This is a genomic window from Streptomyces sp. NRRL S-87, from assembly GCF_000719335.1.
In the GTDB taxonomy this organism is placed as follows: Bacteria; Actinomycetota; Actinomycetes; order Streptomycetales; family Streptomycetaceae; genus Streptomyces.
The window spans coordinates 37,759-57,025 of record NZ_JOGB01000005.1 but is presented as its reverse complement, the minus strand read 5'-3'; the positions used below and the strand labels follow the sequence as shown (position 1 = coordinate 57,025).

Below are 19,267 nucleotides of genomic sequence, written 5' to 3'. Positions count from 1 at the left end.
AGGGCCGGGACGGCGGGGCCGCTGGGGCGGAGGGGCGGGAAGGCCGGGCACGGGCCGATCGGCGGGAAGTCCGGGCACGGGCGGAGGAGCGGGAGGGCCGGGCACGCGCGGAGGAGCGGGAAGGCCGGCCGCCGGCAGGGCGGCGGGAAGGCCCGGCGGGGGCGGGGCGGAGCCGGCGGTGGGTGGTGGCGGCGGGCGGGGTGGTCGCCGCGGCGGCCGCGGGCGGGACCTGGGCGGCCATGACCCGGCCGTGGTCGACCGGCGGTCCGGGTCCGCACGGGCGTCGGCACGCCCGGCCGAGCTGGACCCTGGCCCTGCACGCGGACCTCGGCGGCCCCGGAGCCGCGGTCGGCCGGGCCCAGGAGCGGGGCGCCCGGCTGGCGGTGGAGCGCCACAACTCCCGCGCCGACGCCGCCTTCCGACTCCTGCTGCGGACGGCCGACGACGCCGGCGACCGGGCCCGCGCCGCGCGGGTGGCCGCGGACCTCGTGGCGGACCCGTCGGTGGTGGCGGTGCTCGGGCCCAGCTGGGACGCGGCGGTCGCGGAGGTGGCCGACGTGTACGGGAAGGGCGGCGTGCCGCTCCTGGTGGTGTCCGCGGACCCCGGCGCGCTGGACCTGAACGCACTGCCGCTGGTGTGCCCCACCCGCCCCGCCGGGGACCTGCTCGCCCTCCCCCTGATCCACTACCTGGACTCCGGCGGGGCGGTGCGGCGCACCGCGGTGGTGGAGGACCGGACCGGCGGCACCCCCGCCTGGGCGCTGGAACGGCGGCTGCGCGCCGTGCCGTCCGCCGAGGGCCGCATGACGGTCCACCGGATCGGGTCGGGGCCGACCGGGGCCGAGGAGGCGGCCCGGGCCGCGGTCGCGGCGCGCGCCCAGGGCCTCGTCTACACGGGCACCTCGCCCGAGCGGGCCGCACTGCTGGCCCGGGCACTGCGCCGGGAGGGGTTCCGCGGGCCGCGGGTGGCCGCCCAGTACGCGATGGAGCCCGGGTTCCTGCGGGGCGCGGGGGCGGCCGGGACGGGGTGGGTGTTCGCCGCCCAGTTCGCCGATCCGCTGGCCCTGGCCGGTCCGGGGGCCAGGGAGTTCGTACGGGCCCACCGGGCGGAGTACGGCGAGGATCCGGGCCGCTGGGCGGTGGAGGCGTACGACGCCGTGGGCCTGGCCGCCACGGCCCTGGCGGAGGTGCCCGGCGGTGGTGCGGCCGCGCGCGCGAGTGCCGTCCCGGCGGACGCGGACGGCCGCGACGCCCCGCGGTCCGCCCGGGCCGGGAACCGGACCGGCGCTCCGGGGGCCCCCTTCGGCGCCCACGCCGCCGCCCCCGTCGGGCGCGTGCCGGTCGGGGTCGTGGCGCTGCGGCGGGCGCTCGGGGAGCGGTTGCTGCGTACGTCGTACCAGGGTGCCGCCAAGCGGCTGGAGTTCGCGGCCGGCAGCCACCGGCCGTCCGCCGCGTCGGGGAGCTACCTGTACCGCGCCGAGCCCGGCGGATACCGCTTCCTGGGTCCGTACCTGCAGGTCGGCCCCGGGAGCTGAGGGTCCGGCAGGTGGTGCACCGTGTATACAGGACGGGAGAGCGACATATCGGATGTACCGGGAGGAACTCCAGTGACCGAGCGCACCGAACCCGTGATCGTCGTCGGCATGGACGGTTCCAGCCACTCCAAGGAGGCCCTGCGCTGGGCCGTGGAGCAGGCCAAGGCCGTCGGCGGCCGGGTGGAGGCGGTGCTGAGCTGGCAGTGGTCGCGCAACCCGTTCGACGTGACCGCCACGGCACTCGACGAGGAGGACACCGAGCTGCTCACGGCGGAGGAGGCCGCCCGCCGCGAGCTGGCGGAGGCGGTCGGCGACGCGGTCGGGGCGGAGCCGGGGGCGCCGGTGTCGAAGAGGGTGGTGCAGGGCGTGCCGGCCCGGGTGCTGGTCGACGCCTCGGAGAAGGCGGACCTGATGGTGGTCGGGACGCGCGGCTACGGCGGCTTCAAGGCCGCCATGCTGGGCTCCGTGAGCCAGCAGGTGGTGCAGCACGCCAAGTGCTCGGTGGTCGTGGTGCGCCCGCCGGCCGGGGGCTGAACGGGCTCCCGGCCCCGCGCCGTCAGGCCCCCGGCATCCGTACGCCGAGGTCGGACGGGTCCGTGTTCGCCCCGCACAGCACGACGGCGACCCGGTCCCCGTACGCCTGGTGCTTGTCGGCGACGGCGGCGTACGCGGTGGCCGCCGCGTGCTCGACCACGAGGCGGTACTCCTCCCAGATGCGGCGGCGGGCCTCGACGACGGCGGAGTCGGGGACCAGGACCGAGGTGGCGCCCGGGAGCTGCGCGGCGCGCAGGGCGGCCCAGGACACGCGGCGGGCGCCGAGCGCGTCGGCGGCGACCGAGTCCACCGGCACGTCCACGGGCCGGCCCGCCTCCAGCGCGGCGTTCAGGGCGCGGCAGTCCTCGGGCTCCACGACGACGACCCGTACGCCGTGCTCGTACGCGGCGGCGGCGACGCCGGCGAAGAGACCGCCGCCGCCCGCGGACAGGACGACGGCGTCCAGGCCCGGCAGCCGGTCGCGGATCTCGTCCAGGAGCGTGCCGGCGCCGGCGGCGACGAGCGGGTTGTCGTAGGCGTGGCTGACGAGCGCGCCGCTGTCCGCGGCGAACTCCTGGCAGGCGGCCAGCGCCTCGGCGAACTCGTTGCCCGCGAGGCGGACGTCGGCGCCGTACGACCGGAGCTTGTCGACCTTCACGCGGGGCGCGGTACGCGGCAGGAACACGGTGGCGGGCACGCCCTCGCCGCGGGCCGCCCAGGCGCAGGCGAGTCCGGCGTTGCCGCCGGAGGCGATGGTGACGCCGGCGGCGGGGAGCGTCGCGGCCTCGCGGTGGGCGGCGATGAAGTTGCGGGCGCCGCGCGCCTTGAAGGACCCGGTGTGCTGCAGCTGCTCCAGGGCGAACCACAGGTCGTCCCCGGCGGGCGCGACGGTCACGGGCCGCACGTGCCCGGCGATGCGGTCGGCGGCGGCGCGGACGTCGGCGTACGTCGGACCGGGGGTCTCGGTCATGGCTCTCTCCTGGTGTGGTGCGGGTTCGTGCTCCGCGCCGGGTTCCGGATCATACGTCGTACCGCGGTTCCGGATCTTGGTCTCTATGCTGACGGGAGGACAACGAGCGGCGAACGGCCACGGCAACGGGCGCGAGCAGGGGGAACGGACGATGGCCGACGCGGCGGTCGAGGAACTGGAGCGGCACCGGCCGGAGCTCACGCGCTACTGCTACGGCATGCTCGGCTCACCCTTCGACGCGGACGACGCGGTCCAGGAGACGATGGTCCGCGCGTGGCGGAGCTCCGCCGCCTTCGAGGGGCGGTCGTCATTGCGCACGTGGGTGTACCGGATCGCCACGAACGTCTGCCTCGACCTGCTCGCCGGCCGCGGGCGCCGGGCCCGCCCGGTGGACCTCTCCGCACCCGCACCGGGGCCGCTCGCACCCGGTGACGCACCCGGTGCACCGCGCGCCTCCGACGTCTGGATCGAGCCCTGGCCCGAGCGGGACCCGGCCGACGTGGTGCTGGAGCGCGAATCAGTGCGGCTGGCCTTCGTGGCGGCACTGCAGGGGCTGGCGCCGCGGCAGCGGGCGGTGCTCCTGCTCCGCGACGTGCTCCTGCTGCCGGCCCGGGATGTCGCAGAGCTCATGGGGACCACCACGGCCTCCGTGAACAGCGCCCTCCAGCGGGCCCGGACGGCGACGGCGGCCCGGTCGGCGGCCCGCACCCCGTCCGCGACGCCCGCCCCCTCCGAGGCACCGGCCCCGCCCTGCGACGTCCAGCTCGCGCTGGCCGCCCGGTACGCCGAGGCGTTCGAGCGCTTCGACATGGCCGCCCTCGCGATGCTCCTGCACGTGGACGCCGCCCTGTCGCTGACGCCGTACCCCGTCTGGCTGCGCGGTCCGGATGCCGTCCGGAGCTGGTTCACCGGGCCCGGCGTCGGCTGCCGGGGCTCGCGGCTGGTCCCGGTCCTGGCCAACGGCGCGCCCGCATACGGTCAGTACCGTCCGTGCGCCGACGGTACGGGGTACGTGCCCTGGGCCCTGCACGTGCTCGACATCGCGGGCGAGCGGATCGCCGGGATCAGCACGTTCCTGGACACCGACCGGTTCTTCCCCCGCTTCGGCCTGCCCGACCGCCTCGACGGCTGAGGGCCCCCGAAGGCCAGAGGAGGCCCGACGGCCTGAGGACGCCGACGGCCTGAGGGCTCCTGAGGAGGTCGCGGACGGCATGCCGGGGAAAACCGCTTCTGGGCGCGCCCGCAGCGGGCCTAGGGTGGCGCGGTGCCTACACAGATGATCATTCTCAACGGCGGTTCCAGCGCGGGGAAGTCCGGGATCGTGCGGTGCCTGCAGGCCGTACTGCCGGAGCCGTGGCTGGCGTTCGGGTGCGACTCGTTCGTGGACGCGCTGCCCGCGGCCATGCGGGACTCGGACGCGGGGATCACCTTCGGGGCGGACGGCGGGGTCAGCGTGGGGGCCGGGTTCCGGGCGCTGGAAGCGGCGTGGACGCAGGGCGTCGTGGCGATGGCCCGGGCCGGCGCCCGGGTGATCGTCGACGACGTGTTCCTCGGCGGGGCCGCGTCGCAGCAGCGCTGGCGCGCGGCGCTCGACGGCGTCGACGTCCTGTGGGTCGGCGTCCGGTGCACGGGCGCGGTGGCCGCCGGGCGTGAGGTGGCGCGCGGGGACCGGACCCCGGGGATGGCCGCGCAGCAGGCCGACCTGGTGCACGAGGGCGTGGACTACGACCTGGAGGTCGACACGACCCGTACGGAGTCCATGGCCTGCGCCCGGACCATCGCCGCGCACGTCACCGGGACCGCGGCCTGACCGTCCCGACCCTCCTCCCGACCGCCCTCCTCCCGAGTGCCGCCGCGGCGGTCTGATCGTGCGACAAATCGACGGGGCCGTGCCGGAGTTCACCGGTACGGCCCCGTCGCTTACACCCGATGGAGGAGATATTCCAGCTCATGGGGTTGTATTTGTGGATCTTCGTTGACATGCCTGATCGCCCCCGGCTGCACTGAGCGCACGACAGACCGTCAGCACGCCCCCACTCCGAGGAGTCCACGTGCCGCACCGCCTGCGCGCGCTCTCCGGCGGCCTCGCCACCGCCGCACTGCTCGCCGCGCTGTCCGCGCCCGTCGCCACCGCCACCGCCGCGCCGGCGGGGACCGTCGCCGCGCCCGCTCCCGCCCCCGCACCGGGGCCGCTCGCGGAACTGGCCCTGCGCCCCCCGATGGGCTGGAACAACTGGGCGCACCACATGTGCGACATCGACGAGGCCAAGGTCCTCGCGAACGCGGACGCGCTGGTGTCCTCGGGCCTGGCCGCCAAGGGCTACGACACGGTCACCGTGGACGACTGCTGGATGGAGAAGACCAGGGGCCCGCGCGGCGAGCTGGTGACCGACACGGCCAAGTTCCCGCACGGCATGGCCTGGCTGGGGGCGTACCTGCACGCCAGGGGCCTGAGGTTCGGCATCTACGAGGACACCGGATCGCTCACGTGCGAGCGCTACCCCGGCAGCGGCCGGCCCCAGGGCGGCGGACCGGACCACTTCGAGGCCGACGTCGCGCAGTTCGCCTCGTGGGAGGTGGACTACATCAAGATGGACGGCTGCAACGTGTGGGTGGCCCCGGGGCAGACGAAGGAGGCGGCGTACCGGGAGGCGTACGAGGCCGTGGCCCGGGCCGTCCGCGCGAGCGGCCGGCCCATGGTGCTGTCAGCGTCGGCGCCGGCGTACTTCCAGAACGGCGAGTGGGGCAGTCGCGACTGGTTCTCGGTCCTCGGCTGGGTGGGCGGCACCGGACAGCTGTGGCGCGAGGGCCGCGACATCCAGGTCTACAGGCCCGCCGCCCCCACGACCTCCCGCTGGGGGTCCGTCCTCGGGAACTACGGCTACAACCGCTGGCTCGGCCGCTACGCCCGGCCCGGCAACTGGAACGACCCCGACTTCCTCATCGCCGGTGCCCCCGGCCTCACCGACGAGGAGTCGCGCAGCCAGGTGGCGCTGTGGGCCATGATGGCCGCCCCGTTCATCCTCTCCTCCGACGTGCCCTCCCTCACGCCCGCCGGCCTGGCCGCCCTCGGCAACGACGACCTGATCGCGCTGGACCAGGACGCCCTCGGCCGGCAGGCCTCCGTGGTCGCCACCGACGGGTCGACGGACGTGCTCGCCCGGCCGCTGGCGAACGGCGACCGGGCCGTGGCCGTCCTCAACCGCACCGCCACCGCCCGCGCCGTCACCCTGCCGCTGGCCGACGTCGGCCTGCCCTCGTGCTCCGTGCGCGCCCGGGACCTGTGGACCGGCGAGCGCTCCACGGTCCGTACGCGGCTGTCCGCCACCGTCCCCGCGCACGGGACCGCCGTGTGGCGGCTCACCCCGCGCGGCTGCCTCGCGGCCGTTCCGACCGGGCAGCTCACCGGCGCCGGCACGCAGTGCGCCGACGGCGACCACACCGGCACCGCCGGCACCCTCGTGCTCGCGCCCTGCACGGGTGGGGCCGACCAGCGCTTCGTCCTGGCCCGGGACCGGACGCTGCGGCTGCAGGGCCGCTGCCTGACGGCCGACGGCGAGGGCGCGGCCCTCGCGGCCTGCGCCGCGCGTCACGACCGGGAGGGCGGGCAGCTCTGGCGGGCCCGCCCCGACGGCACCCTGACCGCCGAGTCCTCCGGACTGTGCCTGGAGGCCCCGGCCGGAGCCGCCGCCCTGCGCCTGCGCGCCTGCGGCGACCACCTCGTCAACCAGGCCTGGGCCCTGCCCGTCTGACCCGGAGGCACCCATGAGGCTGACGCGCACCACCCTCGCCGCCACCACCCTGCTCGCCGTCCTGCCGCTGGCCGGCCTCGCCGCGGCCGCGCCGGCCGCGCCGACGGGCCCCGCGGACGCCCCCGTGGGCCCCGCGGCCGCCCCGGTGGGCCCCCCGGCGAAGGCCGGCAGCAGCGCCGTCTTCGACGACTCCGCCGCGGAGGCCGCACTCGAGCGGCTGCTGCCCCGGGCGGCCGCCAAGCAGTTCGCCCTCGCGCCCGCCGCCCGCGGGGCCGACGGCAAGGACTGGTTCACCGTGTCCGGCCGGGCGGGCCGGATCACCGTCCGGGGCACCACCCCGGCCACCCAGCTCACCGGGGTCGGCTGGTACCTCCAGCACGTCGCCCACGTCGACATCGGCTGGCCGGGCGACAGCCTCGGCCGGCTCCCCCGCGTGCTGCCCGGGGTCCCGACCGCCGTCACCCGCTCCGCGCAGGTCCCGCACCGGTACGCCCTCAACGACACCGACGACGGCTACTCGGGCCCGTACCGCACCTTCGCCGACCACCGGCGGCAGATCGACCTGCTCGCCCTGCACGGCATCAACGAGGTCTTCGTGCAGGTCGGCGCCGAGTACCCGTACTACAAGGCGCTCCAGCGGTACGGGTACTCCGCCGCCGAGCTGCGCACCTGGATCCCCGGCGCCGCCCACCAGGGCTGGTGGCTGCTGCAGAACCTCAGCGCTTTCGGCGGCCCGGTCACCGAGCGGCTGCTGGCCGAACGCGCGGAGCTGGGCCGGCGGGTCACCGGACAGCTGCGGGCCCTGGGCATGACCCCGGTGCTGCCGGGCTACTTCGGCACGGTCCCGCCCGGCTTCGCCGACCGCAACCCCGGTGCCAAGACCGTCCCGCAGGGCGACTGGGCGGGCTTCGACCGGCCCGACTGGCTGGACCCGGCCGGCCCGGTCTTCGCCGAGCTCGCCACCGACTACTACACCGAGCAGCGGGCCGCGTTCGGGGACTCCGGGATGTACCGGATGAGCCCGCTGCACGAGGGCGGGTCGATCGGCACCGTGGACGTCAGGGCCGCGGCCGGGGCGGTGCAGGCGGCCCTGCAGGCCTCCCATCCCGGCGCGCTCTGGGCGGTGCTGGGCTGGCAGGACGACCCGACGAAGGACCTGCTGGCCGGGGTGGACACCTCGAAGCTGCTGATCCTGGACGGGCTGTCCGACCGCTACAACAAGCTGGACCGCGAGACCCGCTGGGGCGGTGCGCCGTACGCCTTCGGCACGATCTACAACTTCGGCGGCCACACCACGGTGGGCGCCAACACGTCGGTGTGGCTGAGCCGGTTCGAGGAGTGGCGCACGAAGTCGGGCAGCTCGCTGCGCGGCATCGCGTACATCCCCGAGTCCACCGGCACCAACCCCGCCGCCTTCGACCTCTTCACCGACCTGGCCTGGGAACCCGGCCCGGTGGACCAGAAGGCGTGGTTCGCCGACTGGGCGCGCAGCCGGTACGGCGGGACGGACGCGCAGGCCGCGGCGGCCTGGGAGGCGCTGCGCACCGGGCCGTACAGCACCCCCTCGGGGTACTGGTCGGAGTCGCAGGACAGCCTGTTCACGGCGCGCCCGAGCCTGGCGGTGGGCAGTGCGGGCTGGTGGAGTCCGCGGACGATGCGCTACCCGGCGGAGTCGGTGGAGCGGGCGCTCAAGGCGCTGCTGGCCGTGGACCCGGCGCTGCGGGGCTCGTCGGCGTACCGCTTCGACCTGGTGGACACCGCCCGGCAGGCGCTGGCGAACCGCTCCCGCGTCCTGCTGCCGCAGATCAAGACGGCGTACGAGGCGAAGGACCTGGCCCGGTTCCGGGAGCTCGTCGGGCAGTGGCAGGAGGACGAGCGGATGCTCTCGGCCGTCACCGGCTCCGACCCGCACTTCCTGCTCGGCACGTGGCTGGCGGCGGCCCGCTCGTGGGGCGCGGACCCGGCGGAGAAGGACCGCTTCGAGTACGACGCCCGGTCGCTGCTGAGCACCTGGGGCAGCCACGGCACCAGTGAGGCCGGATTCCTGCACGACTACGCCAACCGCGAGTGGTCGGGAATGCTGGAGGAGTTCTACGCCGCCCGCTGGAAGGCGTACTTCGCCTCGCTGGACAAGGCGCTCGTGGACGGGACCGTGCCGCAGGACGTCGACTGGTTCGCCCTCGAGGACTCCTGGGCGAAGCGGACCAGCTCCCATCCGACCCGGCCGAGCGGGGATCCCTACGCGCTGGCCATGTCGGTGGCCGAGGCGCTTCACTGAACACCGTGGCGGACGATCGGCAGGACGGCGGGCCGGACGCGCCCCGGGGTCTCGGGGCGCTGGCCGGACTGGTCGCCGGGTTCGCGGCGCTGGGCGTCGCCGAGCTGCTGGCCGCGGCCGTGCGCCCGCAGTCCGTACCGGTCGCGGCGGTGGGCGGGGCGGTGATCGACCTCACCCCCACGCCGGTGAAGGAGTGGGCGGTCCGGGTCTTCGGCACCTCGGACAAGTTCGTGCTCCAGCTCGGGATCCTGGTGCTGCTGGCCGCCTTCGCGGCGGCCACCGGCCTGGTCGCGGTCCGGGACCGCCGGCTGGGGTGCGCGATCGCCCTGGCGTTCGGGCTGGTCGGGGCGGTCGCCGCGGCGGGCCGGCCGGACGCCTCGGCGGTGGACGCACTGCCGTCGGCGCTCGCGGGGGTGGTGGCTTCGGCGGTGCTCTGGGTGCTGTCCGGTGCCCTGACCGGGGCGGGTGCGGGGCCGCGTCCCGCTGCCGGACGCGGGGGCGGCGCGGCAGGCGGCGGTGGTGGTGGTGGTGGTGGTGCGGCCGGCGGTCGGGGTGCGGCAGGCAGAGGCGGTGCGGCAGGCGGTCGGGGTGCGGCAGGCAGAGGCGGTGGTGCGGGTGTTCCGGACCGGCGGCGGTTCCTGCGGACGGCCGGGGCCTCCGTCGCCGTGTCCGGGCTGGCGTGGCTGGTGGGACGGGCCATCGGCGCCTCGGGGGCGGCCCGGCGGGCCGCCGACCGGGACGCCCTCCGGTTGCCGCCGCCCGCCTCACCGGCCCCGCGACTGCCGGCCGGGGTGGACCTGAAGGTGCCGGGCCTGCCGCCGTTCTTCACGTCCAACCCCTCCTTCTACCGGGTGGACACCGCCCTGGTGGTGCCCCGCCTCAGCTCGAAGGACTGGTCGCTGCGGATCCACGGGGACGGGGTCGCACGGCCGCTGACCCTGCGTTACGAGGACCTGCTCGCCCGCGAGATCGTCGAGCGGGACATCACCCTGGCCTGCGTGTCCAACGAGGTCGGCGGCGACCTCGTGGGCAACGCCCGCTGGCTGGGCGTACGGCTGGCGGACCTGCTGCGCGAGGCCGGGGTCCGGCCGCCGTCCCGGGGCGGCCCCGCGGACCAGCTGGTGGCCCGCTCGGTGGACGGCATGACGATCGGCACGCCCGTCGAGACGGTCATGGACGGCCGCGACGCGCTGCTGGCGATCGGCATGAACGGCGAACCGCTGCCCTTCGCCCACGGCTTCCCGGTGCGCATGGTGGTCCCGGGGCTGTACGGGTACGTGTCGGCGTGCAAGTGGCTCGCGGAGCTGCGGCTGACGACGTTCGACGCGTACGACGCCTACTGGGTCCAGCGCGGCTGGGCCGACCGGGCCCCGGTGAAGACGGAGTCGCGGATCGACACCCCGCGCGGGTTCACGACGGTCCGGGCGGGCCCGGTGGCGGTGGCGGGGGTCGCCTGGGCGCAGCACACCGGCATCGCGGCCGTGGAGGTGCGGGTGGACGACGGCCCCTGGCGGCCGGCGCGGCTGTCGGCGCAGGACACCGTCGACACGTGGCGGCAGTGGGTCTGGACGTGGCGGGCCGAGCCGGGCCGGCACCGGCTGGAGGTACGGGCCACCGACCGCTCCGGAGCCGTCCAGACCGCCGAGCGGCGGCCGGTGCTGCCGGACGGGGCGACGGGCTACCACCAGATCGAGGTCACGGTGGAATGAGCCCGGGGTCTCCGTGGAACGAGCCGGGGGCCGTCGTGGAGCGAGGCCGGGGTCACCGTGGCGGGGGGCCCGGGCCGACACGGTCCGCGGCGGTGCGCACGCGCACCGGAGTCGGGCGACGGTGGGTTCGGCAGCCGACGTGTGGGGCGGCCGAGGACGGGTAGGCGCGGGTTCTTGTCGCCTGCCGATGGGAAAGCCCATGACCAGGACCGCAACCGCGACCGGGACGGCCGCCAGGTCGTCCGCCGCGCGGACCCCGGACCGTCCGGACCCGCCCCGCCGGCCGCGCCCGCCCCACCGGTCGGACCCGCCCCGGCGATCGGACCCGCCCCGGCGGACGGACCCGCAGACGCGCACGGCCCCGGGCCGCCGGTCGGGCCACCCGCTGCCGCCCGCCCCGCCCGGGCTGACGGGCCTGCCCGAGCTCCCCGACCCCCGCACCGTGACGTGCGCCCGGGCCCGGGCGGTGTCGACGCGCCTGTTCGTGCTGCTGCGGGAGGCGGAGGAGGGCAGCGTCGCGTACTCGTACCTGCGCAACGCCCTGGTGGAGCTCAACATCAGCCTCGTCAAGCACGCCGCGCGGCGCTTCCGCGGGGTGCGGGAGCCGATGGACGACATCATCCAGGTCGGTGTCATCGGGCTGATCAAGGCCATCAACCGGTTCGACCCGGACCGCGAGGTGGAGTTCGCCTCGTTCGCCATGCCCACGATCCTCGGCGAGATGAAACGGTTCTTCCGTGACACCGGCTGGTCGGTGCGGGTGCCCCGGCGGCTCCAGGAGCTCCGGTTGGAACTCGCCCGCGCCACCGACGACCTGACCCAGCAACTGGACCACGAGCCGACCACCGCCGACCTGGCCGAGGCCCTCGGGATCAGCGAGGCCGAGGTCGCCGAGGGCCGGCGCGCCGCCAACGGCTTCACGTCCCGCTCCCTCGACGTCGTCTTCGACGACAGCGAGACCGGCAACCGCGTCACCCGCTCCCTCGGCACCACGGACCCGTCCTTCGAGCGGATCGAGCTGCTCACCGCACTGCAGCCGCTGGTCGCCCGGCTCTCCGAGCGCGACCGGCGCATCCTGTCCCTGCGGTACGTCGACGAGCTGACCCAGGCCGAGATCGGGGACCGGATCGGCGTCTCGCAGATGCAGGTCTCCCGCCTGCTGACGCGCATCCTCGGCACCCTGCGCGCGGGCCTGGACGCGTAGGGCCACAGCTCCTGGCCCGCCTACGGCCGCCGGGCCCGGGGCCCTACAGCTCCCCCGCCTCCCGCGGCCCTACAGCTCCCCCGCCTACGGCTCCCGGCCCGCGGCGGTCAGGCGGACCGCGTTCTCCAGCAGCAGCGCGTGCACGAAGGCCTGCGGCAGGTTCCCGCGCAGCTGCCGCTGCCGTACGTCGTACTCCTCCGCGAACAGCCCCGGCGGGCCGTACGCGGACCGGGTGCGCTCGAACCAGCGGGCCGCGGCCACCGGTCGCCCCTCCGCCAGGCAGGCCGCGGACATGAAGAACCCGCACAGCAGGAACGCCCCTTCGCCGTCGTCGGGCCCGGTGCCGTCGTAGCGGTACACGAACCCGTCCTGGGTGAGCTCCCGTTCCACTGCCGACCGGGTGGCGGCCAGGGTCGGGTCGGAGGCCGGCCAGGCGCCGTTCGACAGGGGCCGCAGCAGTGACGCGTCGACCCGGGGGTCCTCACGGCTGCGCTGCCAGCGGCCGGAGCGGTGGAGGCAGGTGCGCCGGGTCTCGTGCAGGATCGAGTCGGCGAGCTCGGACCACGCATAGGCCGACGGCGGGTCCGCGATGGACCGGGCAGCCGCGCGCAGCCCGGAGACCGCGGCCAGGCGCGAGTGCGTCCACCAGGCGGGCCGCAGCTCCCAGATCCCCGTGTCGGGACGCTGCCAGTTCGCCTCCAGCGCGGAGACCGCCACCCGGGCGGCCCGTACGCCGTCGGCGTCGAGGCGGTCCCGACGGGCCGCCGCGGCGAGGAGTTCGAGGACCTCGCCGAAGGTGTCGAGCTGGAACTGGTGGCCGGCCCGGTTGCCGACCCGGTCGCTGGCGCCGGGGTAGCCGGCCAGGGTCAGGGTCCGCTCGCCGGGTACGGGCCGGCCGTCGACGCGGTACGCGGGACGCAGCACCGGGCCGTCCTCGAGGACCCGGGCCGTCACGAAGCGGACGGCGTCGTCGAGGAGGCGGTGCGGGCCGTGCGCGGCGACGGCGCTACCCGCGTAGCACTGGTCGCGGATCCACGCGTAGCGGTAGTCGTAGGCGCGGGAGGACCCGGCGCGCTCCGGCAGGGACGTGGTGGCGGCGGCCACCATCGCGCCGCCGCCGGCGGTCAGACCGGTGAGGACGGCGTACGCCTGGCGGGCGTCGCGGGAGGCGGTGAGGTCGGAGCAGTCGGGGACCGCCGCGGCCCACCGCTCCTCGGTCTGCTGCCACAGCCGGGCGGCCTGGAGGGCGGCGGGCTGGTGGGTGGTGCGGTTGCGGGCGGCCGGGCCGTCGGCGATCTCCAGGACCAGGTCGTGCTCGTCGCCCGCGGTCAGCGGGAGCCGGGCGGTGAGGGTCGCCTCCCCCTCGTCGTACGCGGCGTCGGCCAGGCCCCACAGGCTGAGCCGGAGCGGGCCGATGCGGCCGTGCCACCCGCCCCGGTCCCGGTGCAGGGCCGTCATCGGCCGGGCGCCGAAGGCGGCGCGCGCGGACAGCCGTACGCGCACCAGCGCGGGCCCGTCGACGGCCCGGATGCGGCGCAGCAGCACCGCCCGGTGCGGGTCGGCGGGGACGGCCAGGGCGTCGCGGCACTCGACGGTGCCGTCGTTGAGCGTCCAGCGGCTGACCCGGATGAGGGCGCCGTCGACGTACTCGCCGCCGGCGAGCCGCCACGGGTTCTCGGGGCACACCTCGAAGCCGCCGCTGCCGCCGATCAGCTCGGAGAACACGGCGTCGCTGTGCCAGCGGGGGGCGCACATCCAGACGACGGCGCCGCCCGGGTCGATCAGCGCGCCGCGCTCGCCGTCGGCGATCAGCGCGTACTCGCGCAGAGGGTAGGGGGTGTGGCCGTGCCAGCCGTCGTTCACGCTCCGCGCCTACCCGGTGGCGGGGGTGCGAAGCACCGCGCGGAGGGCCGTTTCCGGTGGCTGCGGACGTGTTGCGCGGTCCGGCCGGGCCGGTCCGGTACGGTCCGGTCGGAGCCGGGCGCTCGGGTCGCAACCGGCCCGTTCAGGTTGGGACCGGTCCCGTTGGAGGGGGCGGCGGCGCGCCGGTTTGCCCGCGCCGATCCCGGGGAAGTGCCGGAGGCGGGGTCGGAGGAGGTGGCGCATGACCGCAGAGCGGACGGGCGACCCCGAGCGGAACGAGACCGCGGCCGAGCGGGCGGACCGGCGGTGGAACGAGACGCTGCAGGAAGTCCGGGTGGCCCAGACCGGGGCGCAGATCCTGTTCGGCTTCCTGCTGAGCGTCGCCTTCACGCCCCGCTTCCAGTCGCTCTCGCGCCCCGTGGAGATGCTGTACGTGGTCGCGGTCGCCCTCGGGGCGCTCGCGACCGGCACCCTGATCGCGCCGGTGGCCTACCACCGGCTGCTGGCCGGCCGGCACCTCAAGCCCGAACTCGTGGACGCGGTGGGCCGACTGGTGTCGGTGGGGGTGATCCTGCTCGCCCTGGCGGTCAACCTGTCGGTGCTGCTCCTGCTGCTGGTGGCCACCGACAACTGGCTGGCCTGGCTGGTCACTTCCCTGATCACGCTGTGGTTCACGCTGTGCTGGCTGGTGTTCCCGGTCCTGTTGCTCCGCAGCGGCGGGCGGCGCGCCTCGTAGCCCTGGCGGGGCACGAGCGGTAGACCGGTCGCGTTCCCGGATCGGGCGGGTCGGAGCGCGGGAGGGCGGCGGGGTGGCAGGTGCGGCGGAGCTCTTCGTGTGGTGGGTCCTCGCGGTGGTGCTGCAGGTGTTCCTGACGGGTCCGCTGTCCTGGCTGGAGTGGACGGTCGCGGCCGGCGCCGCGGTTCCGGCCGCGTTCGGGGCGCGGGCGGTGCGCCGGGCTTCCGGGGCCGGCTCGGGCGGCGGGGCGCGCGCCCTGCACGCGGTGCTGGTCTGGCCCGTGGCGCTGGTCGCGGACACCGGCCGGTTGGCCTCGCTGACCCTGCGCGCGCTGCGCGGACGACAGGTGCGCGGCCGCTTCCAGACGCTGGAGCTGGGCCGCGGCACGGGTGCCGCGTGGGCCTGCACCCTGCTGTCGGCCACGCCGGGGGCCTACGCGGTCGGGCTGGGGCGGGGCCGGTTCGTGCTCGTGCACACCTTGCCCGGTCCGCCCGGGGTGCTCGCGGACGCCCTCACGGACGGGCGGCGGTCGTGAACGGCTGGCTGCTCGGGGCGGCCGCGCTGACGGCGCTCGCGCTGCCGGTCGCGGTGTGGACGGCGTGCCAGGGGCCGCCGGCCGGGCGGCTGGCCGGGCTGGCCTTCGCCGGGACGGTGGTCACGGCCGTGCTGCTGCTCCTCACCCAGGCGTACGGCCGGGACTCCTACCTCGATCCGGCCCTGGTCCTGGCGGTGCTGGGGCCGGTGGGGGTCCTGGTCTTCGCCCGGTTCCTGGCGGTCCCGGAGGCCGGCCCCGCCCGGGCCGCGTCCCGCACGGGGGGCGGGTCCGGACCCGGAAGGGACAAATCGGATGGGTCGGACGGGTCGAGCGGGTCGAGCGGGCCTGACGGGGCGGGCAGGTCGGACGGGGCGGACGGGTCCGGCGGACCTGCCCGGCGGTCGCGCGGCGGGGGTGGTCGGGCGTGACGCCCCGGGCGGTGTGCGCGGGGGTGCTGGCCGGGGCCGGGGTCTCGGTGGTGCTGCTGTCGGCGCTGTCGCTGGCCGTGCTGTCCCGCCCGTACGCCCGGCTGCACGCCCTCTCCCCTGCCGCCTCGCTCGGGCTGCCGCTGATCGCGCTGGCCCTGGCGGTGGCCGCGGGGCCCGGTCGGCAGGCGGTGAAACTCCTGCTGCTGGCCCTGCTGGTGGTGGGCGGCGGCAGCCTGACGACGATGGCCGTCGGCCGCGTCACCGCGCAGGCGGAGGGGCGGCTGGAACGGGACGCACCGCCGTGACCGAGGCCCTCGTCCTGCTCGCCGTCCTGCTGGTCGCGGCCACGGGCACCGCCGCCGTGCTCACCCGTGAGCCGGTTCGCCAGGCCGTCGTCCTGGGGGTGCTGGGGCTGCTGCTCGCCCTCCTGTTCACCCTCGTCCAGGCCCCCGACGTGGCGCTGTCCCAGCTGGCGGTGGGGAGCGTGATGACGCCGCTGTTGATCCTGCTGACCGTACGGGCGGTCCGCCGCGCCACCGCGGACAGGCCGGCCGAGGACGGGGGCGGGCATGACGGCGGAGGGGGCGAGCGGTGAGCCGGGCCGCCCGGATCCGGCTGTTCCTGGTCGCGGCCCTGCTGATCGCGGCCGGCTGGGCGGCCGCCTGCCTCGACCTGCCCGGCTTCGGCGGGGACCGGCACCCGTACGCGGACCGGGCGGTGGCCGCGGCGCTCGACCGCCGCACCGCGAACACCGTGTCCGCCGTCAACTTCGACCAGCGCGCCTTCGACACCCTCGGCGAGGAGTTCACCCTGTTCACCGCCGTGCTCGGCGCCGTGGTGCTGCTGCGCCGGGCCCGCGACGAGGAGGCCCGCGCCCCGCGGCCCGGATCCGTGCTGCCGCCGGTCCGGGCGGCGGGCACCGTGCTGCTCCCGGTCGCGGTGGTGACGGGCCTGTACGTGATCGCGCACGGGCAGCTCACCCCCGGCGGCGGCTTCCAGGGCGGCGTCGTGGTCGCCTCCGGCCTGCACGTCGCGTACCTGGCGGCGGACTACCGGGTGCTGAAGCGGGTGCGCCCGCGGGCCGTGCTGGACGTCGCGGACGCGGTCGGGGCGGGGGCGTTCGCCGCCCTCGGCCTCCTGGGCGTCGTCCGCGGGGCGGCGTACCTGGAGAACGTCCTGGACCCGGGCACGCTCGGGGAGCTCGCCTCCGGTGGCCTCGTGCCGCTGCTGAACGCGGCCGTGGGCCTGGAGGTCGGCTCCGCCGTCGTCGTGCTGCTGGCCTCCTTCATCGACCAGGCAGTGGAGATCGAACCCGCATGACCGTACTGCCGTACCTGGCGGCCGGCTGGCTGGTGCTCGCCGGACTCCACGGGATCGTGACGAGCCGTCACGCCGTGCAGGCCGTCGGGTGCCTGACGGTGGTCCAGTCCGGGACCTACGTCCTGCTGCTCGCGGTGGGCTACCGGAAGGGCGGCACCGCCCCGTACTTCACCGACATCCCGCCGGACCGGGTGGTGGTGGACCCGGTGGCGCAGGCGCTGACGCTGACCGACGTGGTGGTCGGGGCGGCGGTGACCGCCCTGCTGCTGGCGCTGGTGCTCCAGCTCGCCAAACGGCACGGCACGGTCGATCCCGACGCCCTGACGGGACTGCGGGGTTGACCGCCCGGACGGAGGTGCTGCTGCCGGCCGCGGTGGCCCTGCCGATGCTGGGCGCGGTGGTACTGGCCGTGGCCGGGCGGTGGCTGCCGCGCGTGGCGGCGGACGCCCTGGCCCTCGGCTGCGCGGCCGGTGAACTGGCCGTGCTCGCCGCCCTGTGGGTGCGTACCGGCGAGGGGCGGGCGGTCGCCTGGGTCGGCGGGTGGGAGCCCGTGCCCGGGCGGGAGGTGGGCGTCGTCCTGGCGACGGACCGGATCGGCGTGGGTCTGGCCCTGCTCGCCGGGGTGCTGGTGCCGGCGGCGCTCGGGTACGCCTGGCGGTACTTCGACGAGCCGCGCACCGGCCAGCCGGGGGCGTTCCCCGCGCTGATCCTGCTGTTCGAGGCGGGGATGTGCGGCTTCGTGCTGACCGGAGACCTGTTCGACGCCTTCGTGTTCTTCGAGCTGATGGGTGTCGCGGCGTACGCGCTGACCGGCTTCCGGGTGGAGGACCCGCGGCCCCTCCAGGGGGCGCTGGCCTTCGCGCTGACCGGGTCGCTCGCGGGATACTGCGTGCTGCTGGGGACCGGGCTGCTGTACGCGCGCACCGGGGAGCTGGCGTTCGCACGGATCGGGGCGGCGCTGGCGGGGCGCGAGCCGGACGCGCTGGTGGTGGCGGCGTTCGCGCTGCTCGCCGCGGGGCTGCTCGTCAAGGGGGCGGCGGTGCCGTTCCACTTCTGGCTGCCGGACGCCCACGCGATGGCGCCGACGCCGGTGTGCATGCTGCTGTCGGGCGTGATGGTCGAGCTGGGGGTGTACGGGCTGGCCCGCACCTACGGGGCGGTGTTCGCGGGTCCGGGCGGGATCCCGCAGGAGGCGTACACGGCCGCGTTCGTCGCACTGGGCGTGCTGACGGCGCTGGTGGGGGCGGTGCTGTGCTGGCAGCAGCGGCACCTGAAGCGGCTGCTGGCCTTCTCGACGGTGGCACACGTGGGGCTGTTCCTGGTGGGGGTGGCCCTGCTGGAAGCCGGGGCGGCCGCCGGCACGGCGGTGTACGCGGCCGGGCACGCGGCGGCCAAGGCGGCCCTGTTCGCGCTGGTGGGCGTCCTGCTGGACCAGCACGGCTCGGTGGACGAGCACGGGCTGTACGGGCGGGGGCGCGACCTGCCGTTCGCCGGGGTGCTGTTCGGGCTCGGCGGCCTGGCGGTCGCGGGGCTGCCGCCCTTCGGGACAGGGCTGGGCAAGGCGCTGGCCGAGCACGCGGCCGGGCAGTGGGCGGGTTGGCTCGTGGTGGTGTTCGTGGTGGTGTCGGCGGTGACGGGGGGTGCGGTACTGCGGGCCGGGGCACGGGTGTTCGTCGGGGCGGGACCCCGGCCGCCGGAGCGGCGGCCGGGGCCGGAGACCGCGGGCTTCGGGGAGGAGCCGGAGGTCCGCGATCCGCAGCGGCGGGTCCCGGGGGTCATGCTCGCGGTGCCGGCACTGCTGCTGGCGGGCTCCCTCGCGGTGGGCGTGCTGCCGGGGGTGGGCCGCTCCCTGGCCGCGGGCGCGGCGCAGTTCACGGACGGCGCGGGGTACGCCCGCGCGGTCGCGGCGGGTGGTACGGACGACGCGAACGGTGCGGGCTCCCCCGGGGGGTCCGCCGACGCGAGCTCCGTCGACGCGGGCGCGGGGGCGGGCGGGGCCGTGGCCGCCGAGGCGGCCACGAAGGCGTTGCCGGAGAGCGGCTGGACGAGGTCGGGGGTGCTGCTGGGGCTGCTCTCGGCGGCCTTGGCCGCCGGTCTGGCGGCCGCCGCGCTGTGGGGCCCGGAGCTCCCGGGCGCCCCGGCCCGCCGCGTGCGGGCCGGTCTGGCGGCGCTGTCCCGGCGGGTGGTCGTACCGCTGCGGCGGCTGCACTCGGGCCACATCGGCGACTACGCGACCTGGCTCGCCGCCGGAGTGGCGCTGCTCATGGGGACGTTCGGACTCGCGACGCGGTGACGACGGGCGGTACGGGCCGGTGGAGCCCCCCTGCCGGGAATCCGTCCGGTTTCATGCGTACCTACACCTAGGCATGACCTGTCACATGTGAAATATTACTGCCCGCCCAG

At 76.4% G+C, this 19,267-nt stretch carries 18 protein-coding genes; 16 read left to right on the top strand and 2 right to left on the bottom strand.

The features are described 5' to 3' along the window. Nucleotides 1-182 precede the first annotated feature (182 nt). Nucleotides 183-1,535 carry an ABC transporter substrate-binding protein gene (locus tag IF43_RS42345; RefSeq protein WP_078909921.1) on the top strand — a complete coding sequence of 451 codons (1,353 nt, stop codon included), beginning with the start codon at nucleotides 183-185 and terminating at the stop codon, nucleotides 1,533-1,535. 72 nt (nucleotides 1,536-1,607) lie between these two features. Continuing rightward, on the top strand, nucleotides 1,608-2,069 hold the full coding sequence (locus IF43_RS0104810; RefSeq protein ID WP_030194259.1) for a universal stress protein: 462 nt from the start codon (nucleotides 1,608-1,610) through the stop codon (nucleotides 2,067-2,069). 22 nt (nucleotides 2,070-2,091) lie between these two features. On the opposite strand, the gene IF43_RS0104805 is transcribed toward IF43_RS0104810, so the two are convergent. Continuing rightward, nucleotides 2,092-3,039, bottom strand: a complete 948-nt coding sequence (locus IF43_RS0104805; RefSeq protein ID WP_030194256.1) for a threonine/serine dehydratase — start codon at nucleotides 3,037-3,039, stop codon at nucleotides 2,092-2,094. Between IF43_RS0104805 and IF43_RS0104800 the strand changes: the two genes are divergently transcribed. From IF43_RS0104800 to IF43_RS0104775, 6 genes are all read left to right on the top strand, one after another. Further along, complete coding sequence (locus IF43_RS0104800) at nucleotides 2,984-4,171, top strand: RNA polymerase subunit sigma-70 (protein ID WP_324605085.1); 1,188 nt, start codon at nucleotides 2,984-2,986, stop codon at nucleotides 4,169-4,171. The two genes, IF43_RS0104805 and IF43_RS0104800, sit on opposite strands and share 56 nt — an antisense overlap. Nucleotides 4,172-4,315: 144 nt before the next feature. Continuing rightward, complete coding sequence (gene cpt, locus IF43_RS0104795; RefSeq protein ID WP_030194252.1) at nucleotides 4,316-4,849, top strand: chloramphenicol phosphotransferase CPT; 534 nt, start codon at nucleotides 4,316-4,318, stop codon at nucleotides 4,847-4,849. 241 nt (nucleotides 4,850-5,090) lie between these two features. Then, nucleotides 5,091-6,791, top strand: coding sequence for an alpha-galactosidase (locus tag IF43_RS0104790; protein WP_051794687.1), 1,701 nt, complete (start codon nucleotides 5,091-5,093; stop codon nucleotides 6,789-6,791). Between the two features lie 13 nt (nucleotides 6,792-6,804). Then, complete coding sequence (locus IF43_RS0104785) at nucleotides 6,805-9,069, top strand: alpha-N-acetylglucosaminidase (RefSeq protein ID WP_037887389.1); 2,265 nt, start codon at nucleotides 6,805-6,807, stop codon at nucleotides 9,067-9,069. Nucleotides 9,070-9,074: 5 nt separating this feature from the next. Then, a complete protein-coding gene (locus IF43_RS0104780) occupies nucleotides 9,075-10,778 on the top strand; it encodes a molybdopterin-dependent oxidoreductase (protein ID WP_051794685.1) in 1,704 nt (567 codons plus the stop codon). A gap of 199 nt (nucleotides 10,779-10,977) precedes the next feature. Next, entirely contained in the window at nucleotides 10,978-11,982 is a 1,005-nt protein-coding gene (locus tag IF43_RS0104775; protein ID WP_078909919.1) for a SigB/SigF/SigG family RNA polymerase sigma factor, read from the top strand. Between the two features lie 84 nt (nucleotides 11,983-12,066). Here IF43_RS0104775 and IF43_RS0104770 read toward each other — a convergent pair whose 3' ends face one another. After that, nucleotides 12,067-13,845, bottom strand: coding sequence for a glycoside hydrolase family 15 protein (locus IF43_RS0104770; protein ID WP_030194241.1), 1,779 nt, complete (start codon nucleotides 13,843-13,845; stop codon nucleotides 12,067-12,069). A gap of 241 nt (nucleotides 13,846-14,086) precedes the next feature. Here IF43_RS0104770 and IF43_RS0104765 point away from each other — a divergent pair, with 241 nt between their 5' ends. The 8 genes from IF43_RS0104765 to IF43_RS0104730 all read left to right on the top strand — a co-directional run bounded on the left by IF43_RS0104765 (nucleotide 14,087) and on the right by IF43_RS0104730 (nucleotide 19,157). Further along, the gene (locus IF43_RS0104765) at nucleotides 14,087-14,581 is read left to right on the top strand and encodes a DUF6328 family protein (protein WP_030194239.1); all 495 of its coding nucleotides are present in this window, start codon (nucleotides 14,087-14,089) and stop codon (nucleotides 14,579-14,581) included. Nucleotides 14,582-14,654: 73 nt separating this feature from the next. After that, complete coding sequence (locus tag IF43_RS41430) at nucleotides 14,655-15,116, top strand: hypothetical protein (RefSeq protein WP_030194237.1); 462 nt, start codon at nucleotides 14,655-14,657, stop codon at nucleotides 15,114-15,116. Next, entirely contained in the window at nucleotides 15,113-15,544 is a 432-nt protein-coding gene (locus tag IF43_RS41425) for an MrpF/PhaF family protein (RefSeq protein ID WP_051794683.1), read from the top strand. The genes IF43_RS41430 and IF43_RS41425 overlap by 4 nt, the downstream gene beginning before the upstream one ends. Beyond that, nucleotides 15,541-15,849, top strand: a complete 309-nt coding sequence (locus IF43_RS0104750; RefSeq protein ID WP_030194233.1) for a monovalent cation/H(+) antiporter subunit G — start codon at nucleotides 15,541-15,543, stop codon at nucleotides 15,847-15,849. The genes IF43_RS41425 and IF43_RS0104750 overlap by 4 nt, the downstream gene beginning before the upstream one ends. Next, entirely contained in the window at nucleotides 15,846-16,139 is a 294-nt protein-coding gene (locus IF43_RS0104745) for a DUF4040 domain-containing protein (RefSeq protein WP_030194231.1), read from the top strand. Before IF43_RS0104750 ends, IF43_RS0104745 begins: the two co-directional genes overlap by 4 nt. Continuing rightward, entirely contained in the window at nucleotides 16,136-16,864 is a 729-nt protein-coding gene (locus IF43_RS0104740; RefSeq protein WP_030194230.1) for an MnhB domain-containing protein, read from the top strand. Before IF43_RS0104745 ends, IF43_RS0104740 begins: the two co-directional genes overlap by 4 nt. Beyond that, nucleotides 16,861-17,205 carry an NADH-quinone oxidoreductase subunit K gene (locus IF43_RS0104735; protein WP_030194228.1) on the top strand — a complete coding sequence of 115 codons (345 nt, stop codon included), beginning with the start codon at nucleotides 16,861-16,863 and terminating at the stop codon, nucleotides 17,203-17,205. The genes IF43_RS0104740 and IF43_RS0104735 overlap by 4 nt, the downstream gene beginning before the upstream one ends. 44 nt (nucleotides 17,206-17,249) lie before the next feature. Next, complete coding sequence (locus tag IF43_RS0104730) at nucleotides 17,250-19,157, top strand: complex I subunit 5 family protein (RefSeq protein ID WP_051794729.1); 1,908 nt, start codon at nucleotides 17,250-17,252, stop codon at nucleotides 19,155-19,157. The last annotated feature ends 110 nt before the right edge of the window (nucleotides 19,158-19,267 follow it).

Bases quoted from the DNA above. Each gene is read 5' to 3' on its own strand.
- IF43_RS0104800 (WP_324605085.1), top strand. From the start codon at position 2,984: ATGCGGTCGGCGGCGGCGCGGACGTCGGCGTACGTCGGACCGGGGGTC.
- IF43_RS0104775 (WP_078909919.1), top strand. From the start codon at position 10,978: ATGACCAGGACCGCAACCGCGACCGGGACGGCCGCCAGGTCGTCCGCC.
- IF43_RS0104735 (WP_030194228.1), top strand. From the start codon at position 16,861: ATGACCGTACTGCCGTACCTGGCGGCCGGCTGGCTGGTGCTCGCCGGA.
- IF43_RS0104805 (WP_030194256.1), bottom strand. From the start codon at position 3,039: ATGACCGAGACCCCCGGTCCGACGTACGCCGACGTCCGCGCCGCCGCC.
- IF43_RS0104730 (WP_051794729.1), top strand. From the start codon at position 17,250: ATGCTGGGCGCGGTGGTACTGGCCGTGGCCGGGCGGTGGCTGCCGCGC.
- cpt (WP_030194252.1), top strand. From the start codon at position 4,316: ATGATCATTCTCAACGGCGGTTCCAGCGCGGGGAAGTCCGGGATCGTG.
- IF43_RS0104765 (WP_030194239.1), top strand. From the start codon at position 14,087: ATGACCGCAGAGCGGACGGGCGACCCCGAGCGGAACGAGACCGCGGCC.
- IF43_RS0104785 (WP_037887389.1), top strand. From the start codon at position 6,805: ATGAGGCTGACGCGCACCACCCTCGCCGCCACCACCCTGCTCGCCGTC.